This window comes from Streptomyces caniferus, assembly GCF_009811555.1.
In the GTDB taxonomy this organism is placed as follows: Bacteria; Actinomycetota; Actinomycetes; order Streptomycetales; family Streptomycetaceae; genus Streptomyces; species Streptomyces caniferus.
On record NZ_BLIN01000005.1, the window covers coordinates 1,165,982 to 1,185,000 of the forward strand.

At 66.7% G+C, this 19,019-nt stretch carries 14 protein-coding genes, 2 rRNA genes and 2 riboswitches; of the genes, 3 read left to right on the forward strand and 13 right to left on the reverse strand.

Annotated elements, in window-relative coordinates; genetic code table 11:
- Positions 1-405 precede the first annotated feature (405 nt).
- Both Scani_RS21675 and Scani_RS21680 read left to right on the forward strand, forming a co-directional pair.
- On the forward strand, positions 406-999 hold the full coding sequence (locus tag Scani_RS21675) for a hypothetical protein (RefSeq protein WP_159478972.1): 594 nt from the start codon (positions 406-408) through the stop codon (positions 997-999).
- Between the two features lie 314 nt (positions 1,000-1,313).
- Positions 1,314-1,508, forward strand: a complete 195-nt coding sequence (locus tag Scani_RS21680; RefSeq protein ID WP_281392292.1) for a DUF5999 family protein — start codon at positions 1,314-1,316, stop codon at positions 1,506-1,508.
- A gap of 83 nt (positions 1,509-1,591) precedes the next feature.
- Here the strand turns inward: Scani_RS21680 and gcvP are convergent, their stop codons facing one another.
- Positions 1,592-4,477 carry an aminomethyl-transferring glycine dehydrogenase gene (gene gcvP, locus Scani_RS21685; protein ID WP_159478976.1) on the reverse strand — a complete coding sequence of 962 codons (2,886 nt, stop codon included), beginning with the start codon at positions 4,475-4,477 and terminating at the stop codon, positions 1,592-1,594.
- Positions 4,478-4,537: 60 nt separating this feature from the next.
- A riboswitch (glycine riboswitch) is annotated at positions 4,538-4,664 on the reverse strand.
- A riboswitch (glycine riboswitch) is annotated at positions 4,665-4,762 on the reverse strand.
- A 114-nt stretch (positions 4,763-4,876) separates the two neighbouring features.
- Between gcvP and Scani_RS21690 the strand changes: the two genes are divergently transcribed.
- Complete coding sequence (locus Scani_RS21690; protein ID WP_174872739.1) at positions 4,877-5,266, forward strand: PRC-barrel domain-containing protein; 390 nt, start codon at positions 4,877-4,879, stop codon at positions 5,264-5,266.
- Here Scani_RS21690 and Scani_RS21695 read toward each other — a convergent pair.
- The 12 genes from Scani_RS21695 to Scani_RS21750 form a co-directional block, all read right to left on the reverse strand.
- The gene (locus tag Scani_RS21695; RefSeq protein ID WP_159478980.1) at positions 5,170-6,627 is read right to left on the reverse strand and encodes a DNA polymerase IV; all 1,458 of its coding nucleotides are present in this window, start codon (positions 6,625-6,627) and stop codon (positions 5,170-5,172) included. The genes Scani_RS21690 and Scani_RS21695 overlap by 97 nt on opposite strands.
- A gap of 66 nt (positions 6,628-6,693) precedes the next feature.
- Positions 6,694-7,299, reverse strand: coding sequence for a MerR family transcriptional regulator (locus tag Scani_RS21700; RefSeq protein ID WP_159478982.1), 606 nt, complete (start codon positions 7,297-7,299; stop codon positions 6,694-6,696).
- A gap of 187 nt (positions 7,300-7,486) precedes the next feature.
- Complete coding sequence (locus Scani_RS21705; protein ID WP_006606439.1) at positions 7,487-7,960, reverse strand: bifunctional nuclease family protein; 474 nt, start codon at positions 7,958-7,960, stop codon at positions 7,487-7,489.
- Between the two features lie 56 nt (positions 7,961-8,016).
- A complete protein-coding gene (gene ftsR, locus Scani_RS21710) occupies positions 8,017-8,763 on the reverse strand; it encodes a transcriptional regulator FtsR (protein ID WP_159478984.1) in 747 nt (248 codons plus the stop codon).
- 17 nt (positions 8,764-8,780) lie between these two features.
- Entirely contained in the window at positions 8,781-9,677 is an 897-nt protein-coding gene (locus Scani_RS21715) for an FHA domain-containing protein (protein WP_159478986.1), read from the reverse strand.
- 70 nt (positions 9,678-9,747) lie between these two features.
- A complete protein-coding gene (locus tag Scani_RS21720; protein ID WP_159478988.1) occupies positions 9,748-10,827 on the reverse strand; it encodes a DUF881 domain-containing protein in 1,080 nt (359 codons plus the stop codon).
- Between the two features lie 5 nt (positions 10,828-10,832).
- Entirely contained in the window at positions 10,833-11,165 is a 333-nt protein-coding gene (locus Scani_RS21725) for a small basic family protein (protein ID WP_003984969.1), read from the reverse strand.
- Entirely contained in the window at positions 11,162-12,085 is a 924-nt protein-coding gene (locus Scani_RS21730) for a DUF881 domain-containing protein (protein ID WP_159478990.1), read from the reverse strand. Before Scani_RS21730 ends, Scani_RS21725 begins: the two co-directional genes overlap by 4 nt.
- 84 nt (positions 12,086-12,169) lie before the next feature.
- A complete protein-coding gene (locus tag Scani_RS21735) occupies positions 12,170-14,665 on the reverse strand; it encodes a mannose-1-phosphate guanyltransferase (RefSeq protein WP_159478992.1) in 2,496 nt (831 codons plus the stop codon).
- A gap of 121 nt (positions 14,666-14,786) precedes the next feature.
- Complete coding sequence (clsA, locus tag Scani_RS21740; RefSeq protein ID WP_159478994.1) at positions 14,787-15,395, reverse strand: cardiolipin synthase ClsA; 609 nt, start codon at positions 15,393-15,395, stop codon at positions 14,787-14,789.
- Between the two features lie 149 nt (positions 15,396-15,544).
- Positions 15,545-15,661 (reverse strand): 5S ribosomal RNA (gene rrf / locus Scani_RS21745).
- Positions 15,662-15,752: 91 nt separating this feature from the next.
- Positions 15,753-18,875: ribosomal RNA gene (locus Scani_RS21750) — 23S ribosomal RNA — on the reverse strand.
- Positions 18,876-19,019: the final 144 nt, after the last annotated feature.

Consider the following 19,019-nt stretch of genomic DNA (forward strand, 5'->3'; position numbering starts at 1 on the left):
ACCGGCACTTCCCCTCGGCATATCTCGTTGGCTCTCGCCTTCCGCATTTCCTTCATGAGAAACACCGACGAGATCCGGCCTACCGCACCACCGGGGCAATACGAGGTGGCAACGTAAAGACGTTGAACAAAGCGGCGGAAAACACCTCGCACGGCGGTCTGGATTTCCCCTTGCCGGAAATCCACAAGGCCGGTAGTCGAAACACTTTCGGAACATACGTCGTATAAACTCCGCTTACGAGGCAGAGACTTGGCGCCCAGCGTCCCGGTGTGCGCCGGCACGCGGGCAAGCGGCTGACCTCGCCGGGCCGCAGCCCCGGCCGGCCACGCTCTGACCCCGCACGCAGACAGCGTCGTTTGCACCCGCCACGCTCCACCGTGTCTCCGAAGCGAGAGGCGACCCACCATGCCGCTGCACCTCCCCCCTGCCCCCGCGCCTGCCCTGCGCAGCGTTCTCACCGCCCTCGGCTCGCCCACCGCGGTCCGCGAGGCTCCGGTCCCCGCACTGCGCGCCCATCAGGGTCCGCTCAGCCCCGACCACCCGCTGCCCGTCCACGTCTGGGACGACGTCAGCCGGACCGGCGGCCTGCCGCAGACCCGTCTGACCGGCTGGCGCTTCCTGGTCCGCGGCGGGGAGCGCGCCGTGGCGACCGCCGAGGCGATGCTCACCGCGGACGGCTGGACCTTCTCCCGCTTCTGCGGCGGCCCCTATGTCGCCGCGACGGAGCAGGCTCTGGCGCAGGCCGAGTCGCTCGCCACGCCCTACCAGCCGCGCCTGCTGTCCGTCCCCGAGCTGTACATGCTCACCCTGTGGCTGCATCACGACACGGCCTCCGACGGCGCCGAAGGGCCGGCCGCGCCCGGTGACCTGCTGATACCGCTGGCGCCCGCCCCGCCGGGGATCGCCGCGCACCGTCCGCAGCGCATCGCCGACCTGCTCCCCCGGCTCACCCTGCGCCTGACACCGGCGGCCACCCCGCTCCTCGCCGAACCCGCCTGATCCGGCGCACCGCGCCGATTCCGCATGAGCATGCCCCGCGGCCCCGTCCGGCCGCGGGGCGCTCTGTCGTGCTCACCCGCGCGGCCTAGTCCGCGGATACCACTCCCAACCCGCTTGGGGAGGAGTGCAATTGGGAGCAACCGCCCGCATGGGTGACGCGTCCGTATCGAGTGAGTACCGCTGCTGCGAAATCCCTGCGGAATCCCGTCCGTGGGGCAACACTGGGACCGACCGATGGAAACGGGGGAGCGGCCATGAACACCTCATCGAGCCGCACTACGACGTTCACCGACCCGCAGCGAAAGACAACTTCCATGTGCCAGCACCAACCGCCATGCCCGTCAGCAGACTCCACCGACCGGGAGGCCGCCCACCTTGTGGCGCACCACCCGGAGCAGGGCTGGAGCCTGCTCTGCAACGGCGTCCTGCTCTTCGAGGACACCGGTGAGCTGCTGCCGGACGGGCAGGTCATCGCCCCGCACCGCGCTCGCGCCACCGCCGCCGCCTGACCCGCGAGCGCGGCACGCACCACAGGGCCCCCGGCAGATCTGCCGAGGGCCCTTGAATGTTGCGCCGACCGCGCCCCCGTGACTCAGTTGTCGTACGCGTCCAGCGGCGGGCAGGAGCAGACCAGGTTACGGTCGCCGAAGGCACCGTCGATGCGGCGCACCGGCGGCCAGTACTTCTCCGAGGCCTCGACGCCGGCCGGGAAGACGGCCTCCTCGCGGGTGTACGGGTGCGACCAGTCGCCGCCGAGCGCGGCCGCGGTGTGCGGGGCGTTGCGCAGCGGGTTGTCGTCCTTGTCCCACTCCCCCGAGCCGACCTTCTCGATCTCCGCGCGGATGGCGATCATCGCGTCGCAGAACCGGTCCAGCTCGCCGAGGTCCTCGCTCTCGGTCGGCTCGATCATCAGCGTGCCGGCCACCGGGAACGACATCGTCGGCGCGTGGAAGCCGTAGTCGATGAGCCGCTTGGCGACGTCGTCGATGCTCACACCGGTCGCCTTGGTCAGCGGCCGGACGTCGATGATGCACTCGTGGGCGACCAGGCCGCCGGGGCCGGTGTAGAGCACCGGGTAGTGCGGCTCGAGGCGCTTGGCGATGTAGTTGGCGCTCAGCACCGCCACCTGGGTGGCGCGCTTGAGACCCTCGGCGCCCATCAGGCGGACGTACGCCCACGAGATCGGCAGGATGCCGGCCGAGCCCCAGGGCGCCGCGGAGATCGGTCCCACACCCGTCTCGGGACCCGCACCGGGCTGCAGCGGGTGGTTGGGCAGGTACGGCGCCAGGTGGGCGCGTACGCCGACCGGTCCGACGCCCGGGCCGCCGCCGCCGTGCGGGATGCAGAACGTCTTGTGCAGGTTGAGGTGCGAGACGTCGCCGCCGAACTTGCCGGGCTCGGCGAGACCGACCAGCGCATTGAGGTTGGCGCCGTCGACGTAGACCTGGCCGCCGGCGTCGTGCACCGCCGCGCAGATCTGGGTGATGTGCTCCTCGAACACGCCGTGCGTGGAGGGGTAGGTGACCATCAGGACCGCGAGCTCGTCACGGTGCTTCTCGATCTTGGCGTGCAGATCGTCGGCGTCGACCTCGCCGTCCTCGCCGGTCTTGACGACGACGACCTTCATACCGGCCATCACGGCGCTGGCGGCGTTGGTGCCGTGCGCGGAGGACGGGATCAGGCAGACGGTGCGCTGCTCGTCGCCGTTGGCGCGGTGGTAGGCACGCACCGCCAGCAGACCGGCCAGTTCGCCCTGCGATCCGGCGTTGGGCTGGATGGAGACCTTGTCGTAGCCGGTGACGGTGGCCAGCCGCTCCTCCAGCTCCTGGATCAGCGTGAGGTAGCCCTGGGCCTGGCCGGCCGGCGCGAACGGGTGCAGCTGGCCGAAGGCGGGCCAGGTGACCGGCTCCATCTCGGTGGTCGCGTTCAGCTTCATGGTGCAGGAGCCGAGCGGGATCATGCCGCGGTCCAGCGCGTAGTCCTTGTCCGCGAGAGTGCGCAGGTAGCGCAGCATCGCGGTCTCGGAGCGGTACTGGTGGAAGACCGGGTGGGCGAGGTAGTCGTCGCTGCGCAGCAGGGCCTGCGGCAGCGTCTCGGCGGCGGCCGCGTCCAGCTGCTCGACGTCGCCGTGCACACCGAAGGCGCCCCAGACGCCGGCCAGCTGCGCGCGTCCGGTGGTCTCGTCGCAGGCGATGCCGACCAGGTCGGTGTCGACCTGCCGGAGGTTGACGCCGGCCTCACGGGCGGCGGCGACGACCTCGGCGGCCCGGCCGGGCACCCGCGCGGTCAGCGTGTCGAAGTACGCGTCGTGCACGATCTCCACCCCGCCGGCCCGCAGGCCCTCGGCGAGGACCGCGGCGTAGCGGTGGGTGCGCCGCGCGATGGTCCGCAGGCCCTCAGGGCCGTGGTAGACCGCGTACATGCCGGCCATGACGGCGAGCAGCACCTGAGCGGTGCAGATGTTGCTGGTGGCCTTCTCGCGGCGGATGTGCTGCTCACGGGTCTGCAGCGCGAGGCGGTAGGCCTTGTGGCCGTCGGCGTCGACGGAGACGCCCACCAGACGTCCGGGCAGGCTGCGGGCGAACTGGTCGCGTACGGCCATGAAGCCGGCGTGCGGGCCGCCGAAGCCCATCGGGACGCCGAAGCGCTGGGTGGTGCCGACGGCGATGTCCGCGCCGAGCTCACCGGGCGAGGTCAGCAGCGTCAGGGCGAGCAGATCGGCGGCGACGGTGACGATCGCGCCCAGCTCGTGGGCCTGCTCGATGAGGGCGCGCGGATCGCGGACCGCGCCGGAGGCGCCCGGGTACTGCAGCAGCACACCGAACACACCGCGCTCGGCGACCTCGGCCGGAATGCCGTCGGACAGGTCAGCGACCACGACCTCGACGCCGGTGGGCTCCGCACGGGTCTCGATCACGGCGATGGTCTGCGGCAGACAGTCGGCGTCGATCAGGAAGACGCCCTGCTTGACCTTGCCGACCCGACGGGAGAGGGACATCGCCTCGGCGGCCGCGGTGCCCTCGTCCAGCAGGGAGGCGCCGGAGGTGGGCAGGCCGGTCAGGTCGGCGACCATCGTCTGGAAGTTCAGCAGCGCCTCGAGGCGGCCCTGCGAGATCTCCGGCTGATAAGGGGTGTACGCCGTGTACCAGGCCGGGTTCTCCATGACGTTGCGGAGGATCACCGGCGGGGTGAACGTGCCGTAGTAGCCGAGTCCGATCATGGACGCCAGCACCTGGTTACGGTCCGCGAGGCCGTGCAGCTCCTGGAGCACCTCGGCCTCGGTACGGGCCTGCGGCAGGCCGAGCGCCTCCGCGCTCTTGATCACATCGGGAACGGCGGTGTCGGTGAGCTCGTCCAGCGATCCGAACCCGATGTGCGCGAGCATCTTGGCCTGCGCCTCGTGGTCGGGACCGATGTGCCGGTGCTCGAAGGGAGTGCCGCGTTCCAGCTCGGTCAAGGAGATGCGATTGGTGGTCATCTGCGGGGGCCTCCTGGTCGTACGACCTACGAGGGGCACCACGGCGCGGGTGCCCGGACGGCCTCCCCCTCTGTCATCTCAACCTGAGAGCTTCACCGGCCCGCGCGAGGCGGCCCGGCTTTCACCGTCGGTGAGGAGGGGTCCCGGAGCTGTGCCTTCCGTGGCCCGCCCTGCTTTCCAGAGTGACCTCGCCCATGCGGTACGGGTGCCTGAGAGATTCCGGGGAGGATTTGCTCCTTCGGCGCCCTCGCCGCGAACGACAGAGGACTCTCCCGCACGGGGTCTGCGGCCATTGGCCAGCCTACCAGCGCGGCACTCGAAGGATCCTTCGAGTGGCCAGGGCATGAAATGTGCCGTTTGGTAGTTGTCAGAGGGCAGTTGCGACCAATTGGAGGGGCCGTGCAAACCGATATCGATCCCCGGAGCCTGATCGGCCGCAAAGCGTTCGACCGCAACGGCGCCAAAATAGGCACGATCGACGAGGTATATCTCGACGACGCGACGGGGGAACCGGAGTGGGCGGCCGTGCGTACCGGACTCTTCAGCCGGGACGCGTTCGTCCCCCTCGAGCCCAGCAAGATGGTCGGCGAGGGCCTGCACATTCCCTATGACCGCAAGCTGATCAAGGACGCGCCGGACTTCGGCGTCGGCCGCCATCTCTCCCCCGAGCAGGAACTTCAGCTCTATCACCACTACCGACTGGATATCTCCTCCCCGACCTCCGACCCGGTGTCCTCCCCCGGCTCCGGTGACCAGGACTTCGGCAAGATCGCCGGCTCGGACGACTGACCGTCCGCCGGCCCCCCGCCCACCAGCGGCAGGGGCTCCCCCGGCCGCAGCGCCGGATCCTCGACGGCAAAGGTCCGCACCCTTCCCGGTGCGGACCATGGCGTTTCGAACCGTACGGTCACTCTCCCCACCCCGCTCCCCTGCACCCAGCCCGCGCCGTACTCGTCGTGCACCACATCCAGTCCCGGATGCCAGCGCCGCGGCCGCTCCTCCTCGGTCTCCGGCGCCGCCGCCCCGGCATCGGACGGTTCCGCCGCCTCCCTCGCCGCCTTCTCCGCCTCCTGCTCCGTCGCGAACTGGGCGAACAGATCCTCCTGTGTGAAGTCGGCCAGTCCGCTCACCCCCACGCCCAGCAGCCGGACCCCTCCGGTGGTGTCCACGGTCTCCAGCAGCCGCGCAGCGGCCTCCCGTATCACCGTGGGGTCGTCGGTGGGCCCACGGAGCGTCTCGGAGCGGGTCAGCGTCGAGAAGTCGTAGTTGCGCACCTTGATGACCACCGTCCGCCCCGAGCGCCCGGCGGCCCGCAGCCGCTGTACGCAGCGGTCGGCCAGCCGCAGCACCTCGCTGCGCACCCGCGTCCGGTCGGTCAGATCGACCTCGAAGGTGTCCTCCACCGAGATGGACTTCGCGTCCCGCTCGGCGACCACCGGACGGTCGTCCCGGCCCAGTGCCATCGCATACAGCCCGGCGCCGTGCGCCTTGCCCAGCAGCCGCACCAGCTCGTCCTCTCCGGCCTCCGCGGTCTCCGCGACGGTGTGGATCCCGGCCCGGCGCAGCGTCTCGGCCGTCGCCGGCCCCACTCCGGGCAGCGTCCGTACCGTCATGGGTCCCAGCAGCTCGCGTTCGGTACCGGGCTCGATCACCACCAGGCCGTCCGGCTTGGCCGCCTCCGACGCGATCTTCGCCAGCATCTTGGCGCCGGCCAGCCCCACCGAGCCGGTCAGTCCGGTGGCCGAGCGGATGTCGCGGCGCAGCCGCTCCCCCACGGCCCGCGCGGCGGCCGTCTCCTGCGGCACCCCGCCCGCCTCCAGGTCGACGAACGCCTCGTCCAGGCTCAGCGGCTCCACCAGCGGCGACAACGCGTGCAGCAGCTCCATCACCGCTTCACTCACCTGGCGGTACAACGTGAAGCGCGGAGTGAGATAAGCGGCGTTGGGACACAGCCGGCGCGCCTGGGCCGTGGGCATCGCCGAGCGGACACCGAAGACCCGGGCCTCGTACGACGCCGTCGAGACCACTCCGCGCGCGCCGATCCCGCCGACCACCACGGGCTTGCCGCGGAGGCTCGGCTTGGCCGCCTGCTCGGCGGCCGCGAAGAACGCATCCATGTCGAGATGCAGGATCGTCGGCGCAGGTCTCACATCTCCGATGCTGCCCCATGCCACTGACAATCGGCCCGATGCCGGGCCGGTGATGCCTTCGAGGGCTCAGCCCGCGCGGTTGCGCCGCCGCGCCAGCTCGTCGTGCGGGTTCTTCCCGACCAGCGTCTCGCCGGTGTCCACACGCTCCCCGTGGAGCTGTGACAGCGCGCCCTCCACGTCCCGCCACACCACGCCCACGGCGATCCCGAAGACGCCCTGGCCGCCCTGGAGCAGATCCACGACCTGGTCGGGCGAGGTGCACTCGTAGACCGTCGCGCCGTCGCTCATGAGCGTCATCCGCGTCAGATCCGCCAGCCCGCGCGCCCGCAGGTGCTGGACTGCGGTGCGGATGTTCTGCAACGACACCCCGGTGTCCAGCAGCCGCTTGACGATCTTCAGGACCACGACGTCCCGGAAGCTGTAGAGCCGCTGGGTGCCGGAGCCGTACGCGGGCCGGATGCTCGGCTCCACCAGGCCCGTGCGCGCCCAGTAGTCGAGCTGCCGATAGGTGATGCCCGCTGCCGCACAGGCGGTCGGGCCGCGATAGCCGATGTTCTGAGCCTCGCAGTCCCCCGACACCGCCGCGGCCGGTGCCGGGGCAGGGTTCGCTGCTGCGCCCGAGTGGAGCGGCAACGCCCCTTCCGCCGCCATACCGTCGCCGGTGATTGCCACGCCGCCCTCCGTCCTCCACGTCCCGGACGGGACCTGCCACATCGACGGTATGCAGTCACTCGGGGTGCGTCAACGATCGCCGCGCTCGCCACGCCGAGTGATAATCACCCTACGAGTGGTTTCTCGTGACCTCGCACGGGGAACGGCTTATTGATTGGCCGGAAACAGGCGGTTCGTCTGGCCGGTATTACTGGCTGTTGGTCCCGAAGTCCTCGGGCGAGATCTGGTCGAGGAACTCGCGGAACTTCTCCACCTCGTCCTCCTGCTCGTCCGGGATGGCGATCCCCGCGTCGTCCAGCACACCGTCGGTACCGAAGATCGGCGTTCCGGTGCGCAGAGCCAGCGCTATCGCGTCGGAGGGACGCGCACTGACCTCGACTCCGCTCGCGAAGACGAGTTCGGCATAGAAAACCCCCTCGCGCAGATCCGTGATGCGGACCTGCGTCAGCTCCTGGCCCACCGCTTCGAGCACGTCCTTGAAAAGGTCGTGCGTCAGCGGCCTGGCAGGGACCATGCCCTGCTGGGCAAAGGCGATGGCGGTGGCCTCCCCTGGCCCGATCCAAATGGGCAAGTATCGGTCGCCTCCCACCTCCCGCAGGAGCACGATCGGTTGGCTGGAAGGCATTTCCACCCGGACACCCACGACGTCGAGCTCGTTCACACAGCAACCCTAGGACGTGCCCGGCCGGTTTGGGTAGTCGGGCACTCGTTTGCTCACTACAGGCGGACCCGCAAAGCGCTCTGCACCAGTGCCGCGTGCAGCCGTACGGACAGCGTTGCCAGCTCCCTGGCAGTGGCTTCGGCATGGGCCCTGGTCTGCGGATTACGGTGCCGCCGAAGGGGTGCAACGACCTGCTCGACCAGGCCCGCCTCACGCTCGGCGGCCGCCTTCACGGCACGCAGATGCCGTGGTTCGAGACCGAAGCGGCCCAGCTCCGCGACGAGCTTGGCCACCGTGACGGCCTCGATGTCGTATCCGCCCTCCGCATGAGGGACGATGAGGCCGTAGGACTCCCAGTCGGTGAGCGCCGCCTCGTCCACCTCCGCGGCGGCCAGCAGCTCGGCCCGGCCGATGCGGGCAGCCGTAGGGCGCTCCTCGCCCGGGTCGTGCACGCCCTCGACGAGATCACGGGTCGGTGTGGCCGGGGCCGGCAGCGGCACCCGTTCACCGCGCTCCAGGGCGTCCAGGTGCTCCCGGATGACCTTCAGCGGCAGATAGTGGTCCCGCTGCATCCGCAGGACGGCAGCCAGCCGCTCGACGTCCGCGGGCGTGAATTTGCGGTATCCGGAAGGCGTGCGCTTCGGCTCGACCAGTCCCTCGGCCTCCAGGAAGCGGATCTTGGAGATGGTGACCTCGGGAAATTCCTCGCGCAGCAGGGTGAGCACCGAGCCGATGCTCACCGGCTTACCGTCCGAGGAGGCGGCGCCGGCAAAACCGGCGCCGCCTTTCGGTGTATCGCGCATATGCCTTCCCCGGCCGGTCAGATACCGGCGCCTCGCTGGCTCGCGTAGAAGACCAGGCGGAACTTGCCGATCTGGACCTCGTCACCGTTGGCAAGGGTGACCGAGTCGATCCGCTCACGGTTGACGTAGGTGCCGTTCAGGCTGCCGACGTCGGCGACCGTGAAGAGCCCGTCCGGGCCGCGACGGAATTCCACGTGACGGCGCGAGACCGTCACATCGTCGAGGAAGATGTCGCCCTGCGGGTGCCGGCCCGCCGTCGTCAGCTCACTGTCCAGAAGGAAGCGGCTGCCCGAATTCGGACCCCGTCGGACGACCAGCAGCGCCGAGCCCAACGGAAGGGCGTCGACGGCCGCCTGGGCCTCCGGGGACAGCGACGGCGACAGATTCTGGCCCGTCGCCTCCGAGTCGTAGGCCTCCAGCCCCGAAATGGAGATCGTCGAGGTCGTCTCGGACGCCCGCTCGGGCTGAGCGCCCGCACGCAGCGGCGCTCCACAGTTGGAACAGAACCGGCTCGCCTCGGCATTCCGGTTCCCACACCTCGTACAAACCGGCAAGGCCGACCCTCCACCCGTGCGTGCGGCTGATGGTTCCTGGGAACCTATGCGGCTGGCACCGGAGGGGTCAACAGAACCCGCGCCGTACCCCCCGGACGGACCGCTGACCTCGTCACGGAAGAGCGGACGGTCCTCGGCAGCGCCGCTTTCGTCGGGCCGGCCCGACGCACGGTGCCGCGCGGAGCCGCTGCCGCCATCCTGGCGCGCGCTCTTGCCGAACAGCTTTCCAAACAACTTCACGGGCGATTCCCCTTGAACGAAATAGACCCGCCCGTGGGGCAGGACGAAGCCTCGATACTCACACCGGCCGATCCGGACATCCTGTGAACGTCCGTGGCCTTCAGACAGTTTCCACCACACACCACATGCACGGTGCGTCGACCCCCCGTTACCTCATGCCCTCCCCGGGCACTCGACATACGTCCACGCCTCACTGCGATGACGACCGAGCGTAGTCAGGCCGCTTCGCCTCTCGCAAGGCGTCCACAATGATCTTCTTCTCACGGGTCACAGACACCTTGGCCTGCTCCTTCTCCAGAGTCTGGACCACTCCGCCGGGGATGTTCAGCGCCGGTTCCAGGTCCTCGGGCTTACCGATGACCTTGAAACGGTACGGCTGCACGACGCGCTTACCGTCGATCTCCACGCCGCCCCTGACATCCGACAGAGAGGTGTTCGCGACCACCCTGACATCGTTGACCTGGATGGCCTCGGCGCCGGCCGCCCGCAGCTCCTGGATGGTGTCCAGCAGCTTGTCCGCCTCGACGGAGTGCGTCGGGTCGTCGATGGTCAGGTTGATGCCGGGCCCTTGCGCCGCGACGGTCCCGGCCAGCACGCCCAGCTGCTGTTCCTTCTCCACGGTCTGCTTACGGGCCTCCTCGGCCTGGTCCGAGCTGTTCGCCAGCTCGGTCTTCTGCCCTTCCAGGCGCCGCTGTTCATCGGTCAACCGCTGGGAGCGATTGTCCAGCTCGTCCAGAATGCGCACCAAGTCCTCCTGACGCGCACCCCGCAGAGCACTGCTGTCACTTGTGGAACGTACCTGAATCGCCAGGCCGAGGCCGAGAATGAACAGGAGCAGCGCAACGATCAGTTGAGCCCGGGTCAGCCGCGGCGGCCACAGGCTCGCCGCCAGCCGTTCCCGACCACTCTTCGGGCGCTCCGCACTCCCGTCGGCAACCGCCTCCGGAGTCGAGGAGTCTGCCCCTTTGTCAGCCTTCTGTCCAGCACTGTCCGGTTCGTGAGCCTCGGTCTCTTCCTCGGCCTCCGCCCACTCATGGGTGCTGCGGCTCTCGGGCGGCATCGGCCGCCGGCCTGCCGGGCCGCTGTCCGCCTCGGGCTTCGGCTCGGTTTTCGGCTCCGGCTCCTGCTCCGTCTCCGGCTCGGGGCGCTCCGGCTTCTTCTCGGGCTCCGCCCGCTCCGGGCGCTCCGGCTGATCCGCCCACTGTGACTGCTCCGGCTGCTCCGGCCGTTCCTGCTTCTTCTCCGGCTCCGGGATCTCCTCCGACGGCATCGGCCTCACGCCCGGAAGACGTGCCGACGGATCGCGGCCGCGTTGGAGAAGATCCGGATACCCAGCACCACGACGACGCCGGTGGAGAGTTGGGCACCGACGCCCAACTTGTCGCCGAGGAAGACGATCAGCGCGGCGACGACGACATTCGACAGGAACGAGACCACGAAGACCTTGTCGTCGAAGATGCCGTCCAGCATCGCGCGCAGACCACCGAACACGGCGTCCAGCGCCGCGACGACAGCGATCGGCAAGTAGGGCTCGACCACCGTCGGCACCACGGGTCGGACGACAAGTCCGACCACGACTCCCACGATGAGGCCCAATACGGCGATCACGATGTGCCCTTCCCTGTGTCGGCGCCGTCCGCCTTGGCGGCACCGGCCTGCGGCTTTGCGGTACGTACGATCAAACTGGGCGCGGGCGTCAGCGTGACCTCGTTCTCCACGGAAATCCTGGTACGCACGCCGTAGTTCTCCTGCAGCACATGAAGGTACTGACCGTCGGCGCTGTCCTGGAAAGCGGTGCTCAGCCTTTGCCCGTCCCCCACCGCCAGCACCGTATAAGGCGGCACCAGTGGCTTGTTGTCGACCAGTATGGCGTCTCCTGCGGCTCTGATCGCCGAGAGTGACGTAAGCCGCTGTCCATTGACGGAGATGGCCTCCGCACCGGACGCCCACAGGCCGTTGACCACGCGTTGCATGTCTCTGTCGCGTACCCGCCCCGTGTCCGAGAACCCACTGCTCTCGCGCGGTCCGCCGCTGCCGGACTCCGCATCCTTGGCATCGTCCACGACGAGTTTCACGCCGGGCCCGGAGACCTGGGTCGAACCGGACAGCAGAGCCAGCAGTTCGGCCTTGCCGCCGCCGTGCTGCTTCAGCGCCTCGCGCTGCATCCTGCTGACGTCGTCCCGGAGCGCATCGACCCGCTCCTGCTGCCGGTCCGCCTCACCGGTGCCCTTCTGGATGCGGTTGATCAGCTCTTCGCGCTCCTTGGCGAGCGTCGGTGCCGATATCCGCGCCTGCGCCGCGCCCACCGTCACCACGAGCGCCGCGAGCACCAGACCGGCCGCGAGACCCAACTTCGCCCGCAAGGTACGGGGCAGACCGCGCACACCGGCTTCGGACTTCCGGGCGGCGGCCTCGGCGTATCCGTCGTCGAGGCTGTGATCCATCACATTGGTCAGCAGCGACATGGACGCATCGGGGCGCGCGGCCGAGGTCTTCGTGTTGCTCCGATCGGGGCGCTGCTGCGACATGCCGCACATCGTCGCACGTCGGCCGCGCGGTCTCCCAATGGCCCCACCGGCGTGCCGATCCACGGACCGCCGGTGGGGTCGGGGTCAGCGTCCTGCGCTGTCCACCACTGCGGACCACTCGTCCAGCAGCTGCAGAGCGGAGGCGTCGTCCGGCCCTTCCGCCCACAGGTGGGTGACCGCCTCGGCGGGGTCGGGCAGCACCAGGACCCAGCGGCCGTCGGGCTCCACGACCCGTACGCCGTCGGTGGTGTCCACGTCGCGGTCTCCGGCCGCCTCGACGACATGCCGCATGACCAGTCCCTTGACCGCCCAGGGGGTGGCCAGGTCACGGCGCTGGACGTGCGCCCGCGGGATCCGTGCGTCGATCTGGCTCAGCGTGAGCTGGGTGCGGGCCACCAGCCCGATCAGCCGGACGAAGGCGGCGGCACCGTCGAAGACGCTGCTGAACTCGGGGACGATGAAGCCGCCCCTGCCGTCCCCGCCGAAGATGGTGCCGTCCTCGCGCCCGACCCGGGTCAGATCGTCGGGAGAGGTCGTCGTCCACTCCACCTGCGTCCCGTGATACGCCGCCACCTGCTCGGCGATCCGGGTCGTGGTGACCGGCAGCGCCACCCGCCCGGTGCGCCGCTCTGCCGCCACCAGATCCAGCATGACCAGGAGCGCGCGGTCGTCCTCGATGATCCGGCCGCGCTCGTCCACGAGGGAGAGCCGTTCGCCGACGGGGTCGAAGCGCACACCGAAGGCGGCCCGGGCCGAGGCCACGATCTCGCCGAGCCGGACGAGCCCGGAGCGCCGCGCGTCGGCCGTCTCGGTCGGCCGGGACTCGTCGAGTCCGGGGTTGATGGTCAGGGAGTCGACGCCGAGCCGTCCCAGCAGGCTGGGCAGAACCAGCCCGGCGCTGCCGTTCGAGGCATCCACGACGACCTTCAGCCCGGACTCGCTGATGCCCGTGATGTCCACGGCCCGCAGCAGCGACCCCGTGTAGGAGTCGAAGACGCTGGCCGGGAAGATCAGATCACCGATCTCACCGGGGAAGGCGCGACGGTACTCCTGGCGGGCGAAGACCCGGTCGAGCTTGCGCTGCCCGGCCTGCGAGAGATCGGCACCCCGCTCGTCGAAGAACATGATGTCGACGGAGTCCGGCACCCCCGGCGTCGTCCGGACCATGATGCCGCCGGCGCTGCCGCGGGCGGTCTGCTGGCGCGCGACGGGCAGCGGGACGTTCTCCAGATCACGGACGTCGATGGCGCTGGCCTGCAGTGCGGAGATCACCGCGCGCTTGAGTGCTCGGGCACCACGGGAGTGGTCCCGCGCGGTGGTGACCGTGGAACCCTTCTTGAGCGTGGTGGCATACGCGCCGGCCAGCCGTACGGCGAGTTCCGGGGTGATTTCGACATTGAGGATCCCGGAGACGCCGCGGGCGCCGAAGAGATGCGCCTGGCCCCGGGACTCCCAGATCACCGACGTGTTGACGAACGCGCCGGCCTCGATGGTCTTGAACGGGTAGACCCGCACATTGCCCTGCACGATCGATTCCTCACCGATCAGGCATTCGTCGCCGATGACGGCGCCGTCCTCGATACGGGCGGCCCGCATGATGTCGGTGTTCTTGCCGATCACACAGCCGCGCAGATTGCTCTGCTGCCCGATGTAGACGTTGTCGTGCACCACGGCGCGGTGCAGGAACGCGCCGCTCTTGACGACGACATTGGAGCCGATGACGGTGTGCTCCCGAAGCTCGGCATCCGCTTCGATCTTGGCGTAGTCACCGATGTACAACGGCCCGCGGAGCTGGGCGTCGGGGTGGACCTCCGCGCCCTCGGCGACCCATACGCCCGGCGAGATCTCGAAGCCGTCGATTTCGACGTCGACCTTGCCCTCGAGCACATCGGCCTGTGCCTTCACATAGCTTTCGTGCGTGCCGACGTCCTCCCAATAGCCCTCGGCGATATAGCCGTAGATGGGCTTGCCTTCCTTCATGAGCTGCGGGAAGACATCGCCCGACCAGTCGACGGGCACATCGGGCTCGAAGTAGTCGAAGACCTCCGGCTCCATGACGTAGATACCGGTGTTGACGGTGTCCGAGAAGACCTGGCCCCAAGTGGGCTTTTCCAGGAATCGCTCGACCTTGCCGGCCTCGTCGACGATGGTGATGCCGAACTCGAGCGGGTTGGGGACCCGAGTGAGACAGACGGTGACGAGGGCGCCCTTTTCCTTGTGGAACCTGATCAGATCGGTCAGATCGAAATCGGTGAGGGCGTCACCGGAGATGACGAGGAAGGCATCGTCCTTGAGGGCTTCCTCGGCGTTCTTCACGCTGCCCGCGGTGCCGAGTGGCTTTTCCTCATTGGCGTAGGTGAGCTCCATCCCGAGCTCTTCGCCGTCGCCGAAATAGTTCTTGACGAGCGAGGCAAGGAATTGCACGGTCACGACGGTCTCATTGAGACCATGCCGCTTCAGCAGCCTGAGTACGTGCTCCATGATCGGCCTGTTGGCGACAGGAAGCAGGGGCTTGGGCATGCTGGACGTCATGGGGCGAAGGCGTGTTCCTTCGCCGCCGGCCATCACAACGGCCTTCATGTCGGAAGCGTCCTCCTCTAAGAGACGACGGTCTTGCCGACTTCACCTGTCCAAATCGCCCGCTGTTCCAGTTTTCACGTACGGGCGCCGGGCCCTGGCACAACCTGCCGGTTCGGAGAGCTCAGTCGGCCGTGGCGTCCGCCCTGATGATTCGACGGACCTGGACCACGTAGAGGATCCCTGCCCACCAGTAGAGCGCCGTACCCCATCCTGCGAACGCCCATCCGAAAACTGTGGCGAGTTCGTGAAGCCAGCCCCTCCGGTCGCTCAGGAGGAGCAACGGGAAGGCATACATCAAGTTGAACGTAGCCGCTTTGCCCAGGAAGTTCACCTGGGGAGGCCCGTAGCCGTGGCGTCCGAGGAATCCGACCGCGACGAGCAGCATCAGCTCCCGTGCCAGCAGGGCCGCGGTGAGCCAGAGCGGCAGGATCTCGCGCCATGTCAGGCCGACGAGGGTGGACAGGATGTAGAGGCGGTCGGCAGCCGGGTCGAGGATGCGGCCCAGGCTGCTGATCTGGTTCCAGCTCCGGGCGAGCTTGCCGTCCAGATAGTCACTGACGCCGCTCAGCGCCAGGATCACGAGCGCCCAGAGGTCAGCGTTCGGGCCACCGAATTCCGGCCACAGGATCAACCACAGGAACACCGGCACGCCGACGAGGCGCGCCATGCTCAGGATATTCGGGATGGTGAGGACGCGATCCGTCTGGACCCGCGTCTCCTGGACCTCCACGCGGGGGCCTCCTGTGGGGGAAATGTGTCAACGATGCACCCTGACCCTACCTGTCCCGCCGACCGTGCCGTGCCGCGGGTCCCCGGTGCACGACAACGCAGAAAAGCCCCGCGGGAACGTTGGTTCCCACGGGGCTTTTCTCAATGATTGTTCGGCGGCGTCCTACTCTCCCACAGGGTCCCCCCTGCAGTACCATCGGCGCTGAAAGGCTTAGCTTCCGGGTTCGGAATGTAACCGGGCGTTTCCCTAACGCAATGACCACCGAAACACTATGAAGTTAACCAACCCGGCATACTGCATCTAATCAAATACAGTCAGGTCGTTACTTCAGAACCTACACAGTGGACGCGAGCAACTGAGGACAAGCCCTCGGCCTATTAGTACCAGTCAACTCCACCCGTTACCAGGCTTCCATATCTGGCCTATCAACCCAGTCGTCTACTGGGAGCCTTAACCCCTCAAAGGGGGTGGGAGTACTCATCTCGAAGCAGGCTTCCCGCTTAGATGCTTTCAGCGGTTATCCTTTCCGAACGTAGCCAACCAGCCATGCCCTTGGCAGGACAACTGGCACACCAGAGGTTCGTCCGTCCCGGTCCTCTCGTACTAGGGACAGCCCTTCTCAATACTCCTACGCGCACAGCGGATAGGGACCGAACTGTCTCACGACGTTCTAAACCCAGCTCGCGTACCGCTTTAATGGGCGAACAGCCCAACCCTTGGGACCGACTCCAGCCCCAGGATGCGACGAGCCGACATCGAGGTGCCAAACCATCCCGTCGATATGGACTCTTGGGGAAGATCAGCCTGTTATCCCCGGGGTACCTTTTATCCGTTGAGCGACGGCGCTTCCACAAGCCACCGCCGGATCACTAGTCCCTACTTTCGTACCTGCTCGACCCGTCAGTCTCACAGTCAAGCTCCCTTGTGCACTTACACTCAACACCTGATTGCCAACCAGGCTGAGGGAACCTTTGGGCGCCTCCGTTACTCTTTAGGAGGCAACCGCCCCAGTTAAACTACCCACCAGACACTGTCCCTGATCCGGATCACGGACCCAGGTTAGACATCCAGCACGACCAGAGTGGTATTTCAACAATGACTCCACAACCACTGGCGTGGCTGCTTCAAAGTCTCCCACCTATCCTACACAAGCCGAACCGAACACCAATATCAAGCTATAGTAAAGGTCCCGGGGTCTTTCCGTCCTGCTGCGCGAAACGAGCATCTTTACTCGTAATGCAATTTCACCGGGCCTATGGTTGAGACAGTCGAGAAGTCGTTACGCCATTCGTGCAGGTCGGAACTTACCCGACAAGGAATTTCGCTACCTTAGGATGGTTATAGTTACCACCGCCGTTTACTGGCGCTTAAGTTCTCAGCTTCGCCGACCCGAAGGTCGACTAACCGGTCCCCTTAACGTTCCAGCACCGGGCAGGCGTCAGTCCGTATACATCGCCTTACGGCTTCGCACGGACCTGTGTTTTTAGTAAACAGTCGCTTCTCGCTGGTCTCTGCGGCCACCACCAGCTCAGAGTGCAAGACTCATCACCAGCAATGGCCCCCCTTCTCCCGAAGTTACGGGGGCATTTTGCCGAGTTCCTTAACCATAGTTCACCCGAACGCCTCGGTATTCTCTACCTGACCACCTGAGTCGGTTTAGGGTACGGGCCGCCATGAAACTCGCTAGAGGCTTTTCTCGACAGCATAGGATCATCCACTTCACCACAATCGGCTCGGCATCAGGTCTCAGCCTTAATGTGTGACGGATTTGCCTACCACACGGCCTACACCCTTACCCCGGGACAACCACCGCCCGGGCTGGACTACCTTCCTGCGTCACCCCATCGCTTACCTACTACCACCTTGGATCGGCGGCTCCACCACGTCCCTTTGTCCGAAGACTCCAGGCCGGCTTCACGGCCTTAGCATTAATGGATTCGATATTGGGCGTTTCAAAGCGGGTACCGGAATATCAACCGGTTGTCCATCGACTACGCCTGTCGGCCTCGCCTTAGGTCCCGACTTACCCTGGGCAGATCAGCTTGACCCAGGAACCCTTAGTCAATCGGCGCACACGTTTCCCACGTGTGTATCGCTACTCATGCCTGCATTCTCACTCGTGAACCGTCCACAACTCGTTTCCACGGCTGCTTCACCCGGCACACGACGCTCCCCTACCCATCCACACACCCGTTAGGGCTATTGCATGAATGACACGACTTCGGCGGTGTGCTTGAGCCCCGCTACATTGTCGGCGCGGAATCACTTGACCAGTGAGCTATTACGCACTCTTTCAAGGGTGGCTGCTTCTAAGCCAACCTCCTGGTTGTCTCTGCGACTCCACATCCTTTCCCACTTAGCACACGCTTAGGGGCCTTAGTCGATGCTCTGGGCTGTTTCCCTCTCGACCATGGAGCTTATCCCCCACAGTCTCACTGCCGCGCTCTCACTTACCGGCATTCGGAGTTTGGCTAAGGTCAGTAACCCGGTAGGGCCCATCGCCTATCCAGTGCTCTACCTCCGGCAAGAAACACACGACGCTGCACCTAAATGCATTTCGGGGAGAACCAGCTATCACGGAGTTTGATTGGCCTTTCACCCCTAACCACAGGTCATCCCCCAGGTTTTCAACCCTGGTGGGTTCGGTCCTCCACGAAGTCTTACCTCCGCTTCAACCTGCCCATGGCTAGATCACTCCGCTTCGGGTCTTGGGCACGCTACTCAACGCCCTATTCGGACTCGCTTTCGCTACGGCTTCCCCACACGGGTTAACCTCGCAACATACCGCAAACTCGCAGGCTCATTCTTCAAAAGGCACGCAGTCACGACACAAGGAACAAGTTCCTTGTGCGACGCTCCCACGGCTTGTAGGCACACGGTTTCAGGTACTATTTCACTCCGCTCCCGCGGTACTTTTCACCATTCCCTCACGGTACTATCCGCTATCGGTCACCAGGGAATATTTAGGCTTAACGGGTGGTCCCGCCAGATTCACACGGGATTTCTCGGGCCCCGTGCTACTTGGGTGGTTCTCAAACGAGCCGCTAATGTTTCAGCTACGGGGGTCTTACCCTCTACGCCGGACCTTTCGCATGTCCTTCGCCTACATCAACGGTTTCTGACTCGTCTCACAGCCGGCAGACTGCAAAAGAGAACTCCCACAACCCCAACCACGCAACCCCTGCCGGGTATCACACGTGACTGGTTTGGCCTCATCCGGTTTCGCTCGCCACTACTCCCGGAATCACGGTTGTTTTCTCTTCCTGCGGGTACTGAGATGTTTCACTTCCCCGCGTTCCCTCCACACTGCCTATGTGTTCAGCAGCGGGTGACAGTCCATGACGACTGCCGGGTTTCCCCATTCGGACACCCCCGGATCAAAGCTTGGTTGACAGCTCCCCGGGGCCTATCGTGGCCTCCCACGTCCTTCATCGGTTCCTGGTGCCAAGGCATCCACCGTGCGCCCTTAAAAACTTGGCCACAGATGCTCGCGTCCACTGTGCAGTTCTCAAGCAACGACCAGCCACCCACCACCCCAACCCGAAGGCTGAGTTCACTGGGGCCGGCATCGCGAAGGTCCAGACCATCGGCCCGTACCCTCAGATACCCAACAACGTGCCCGGC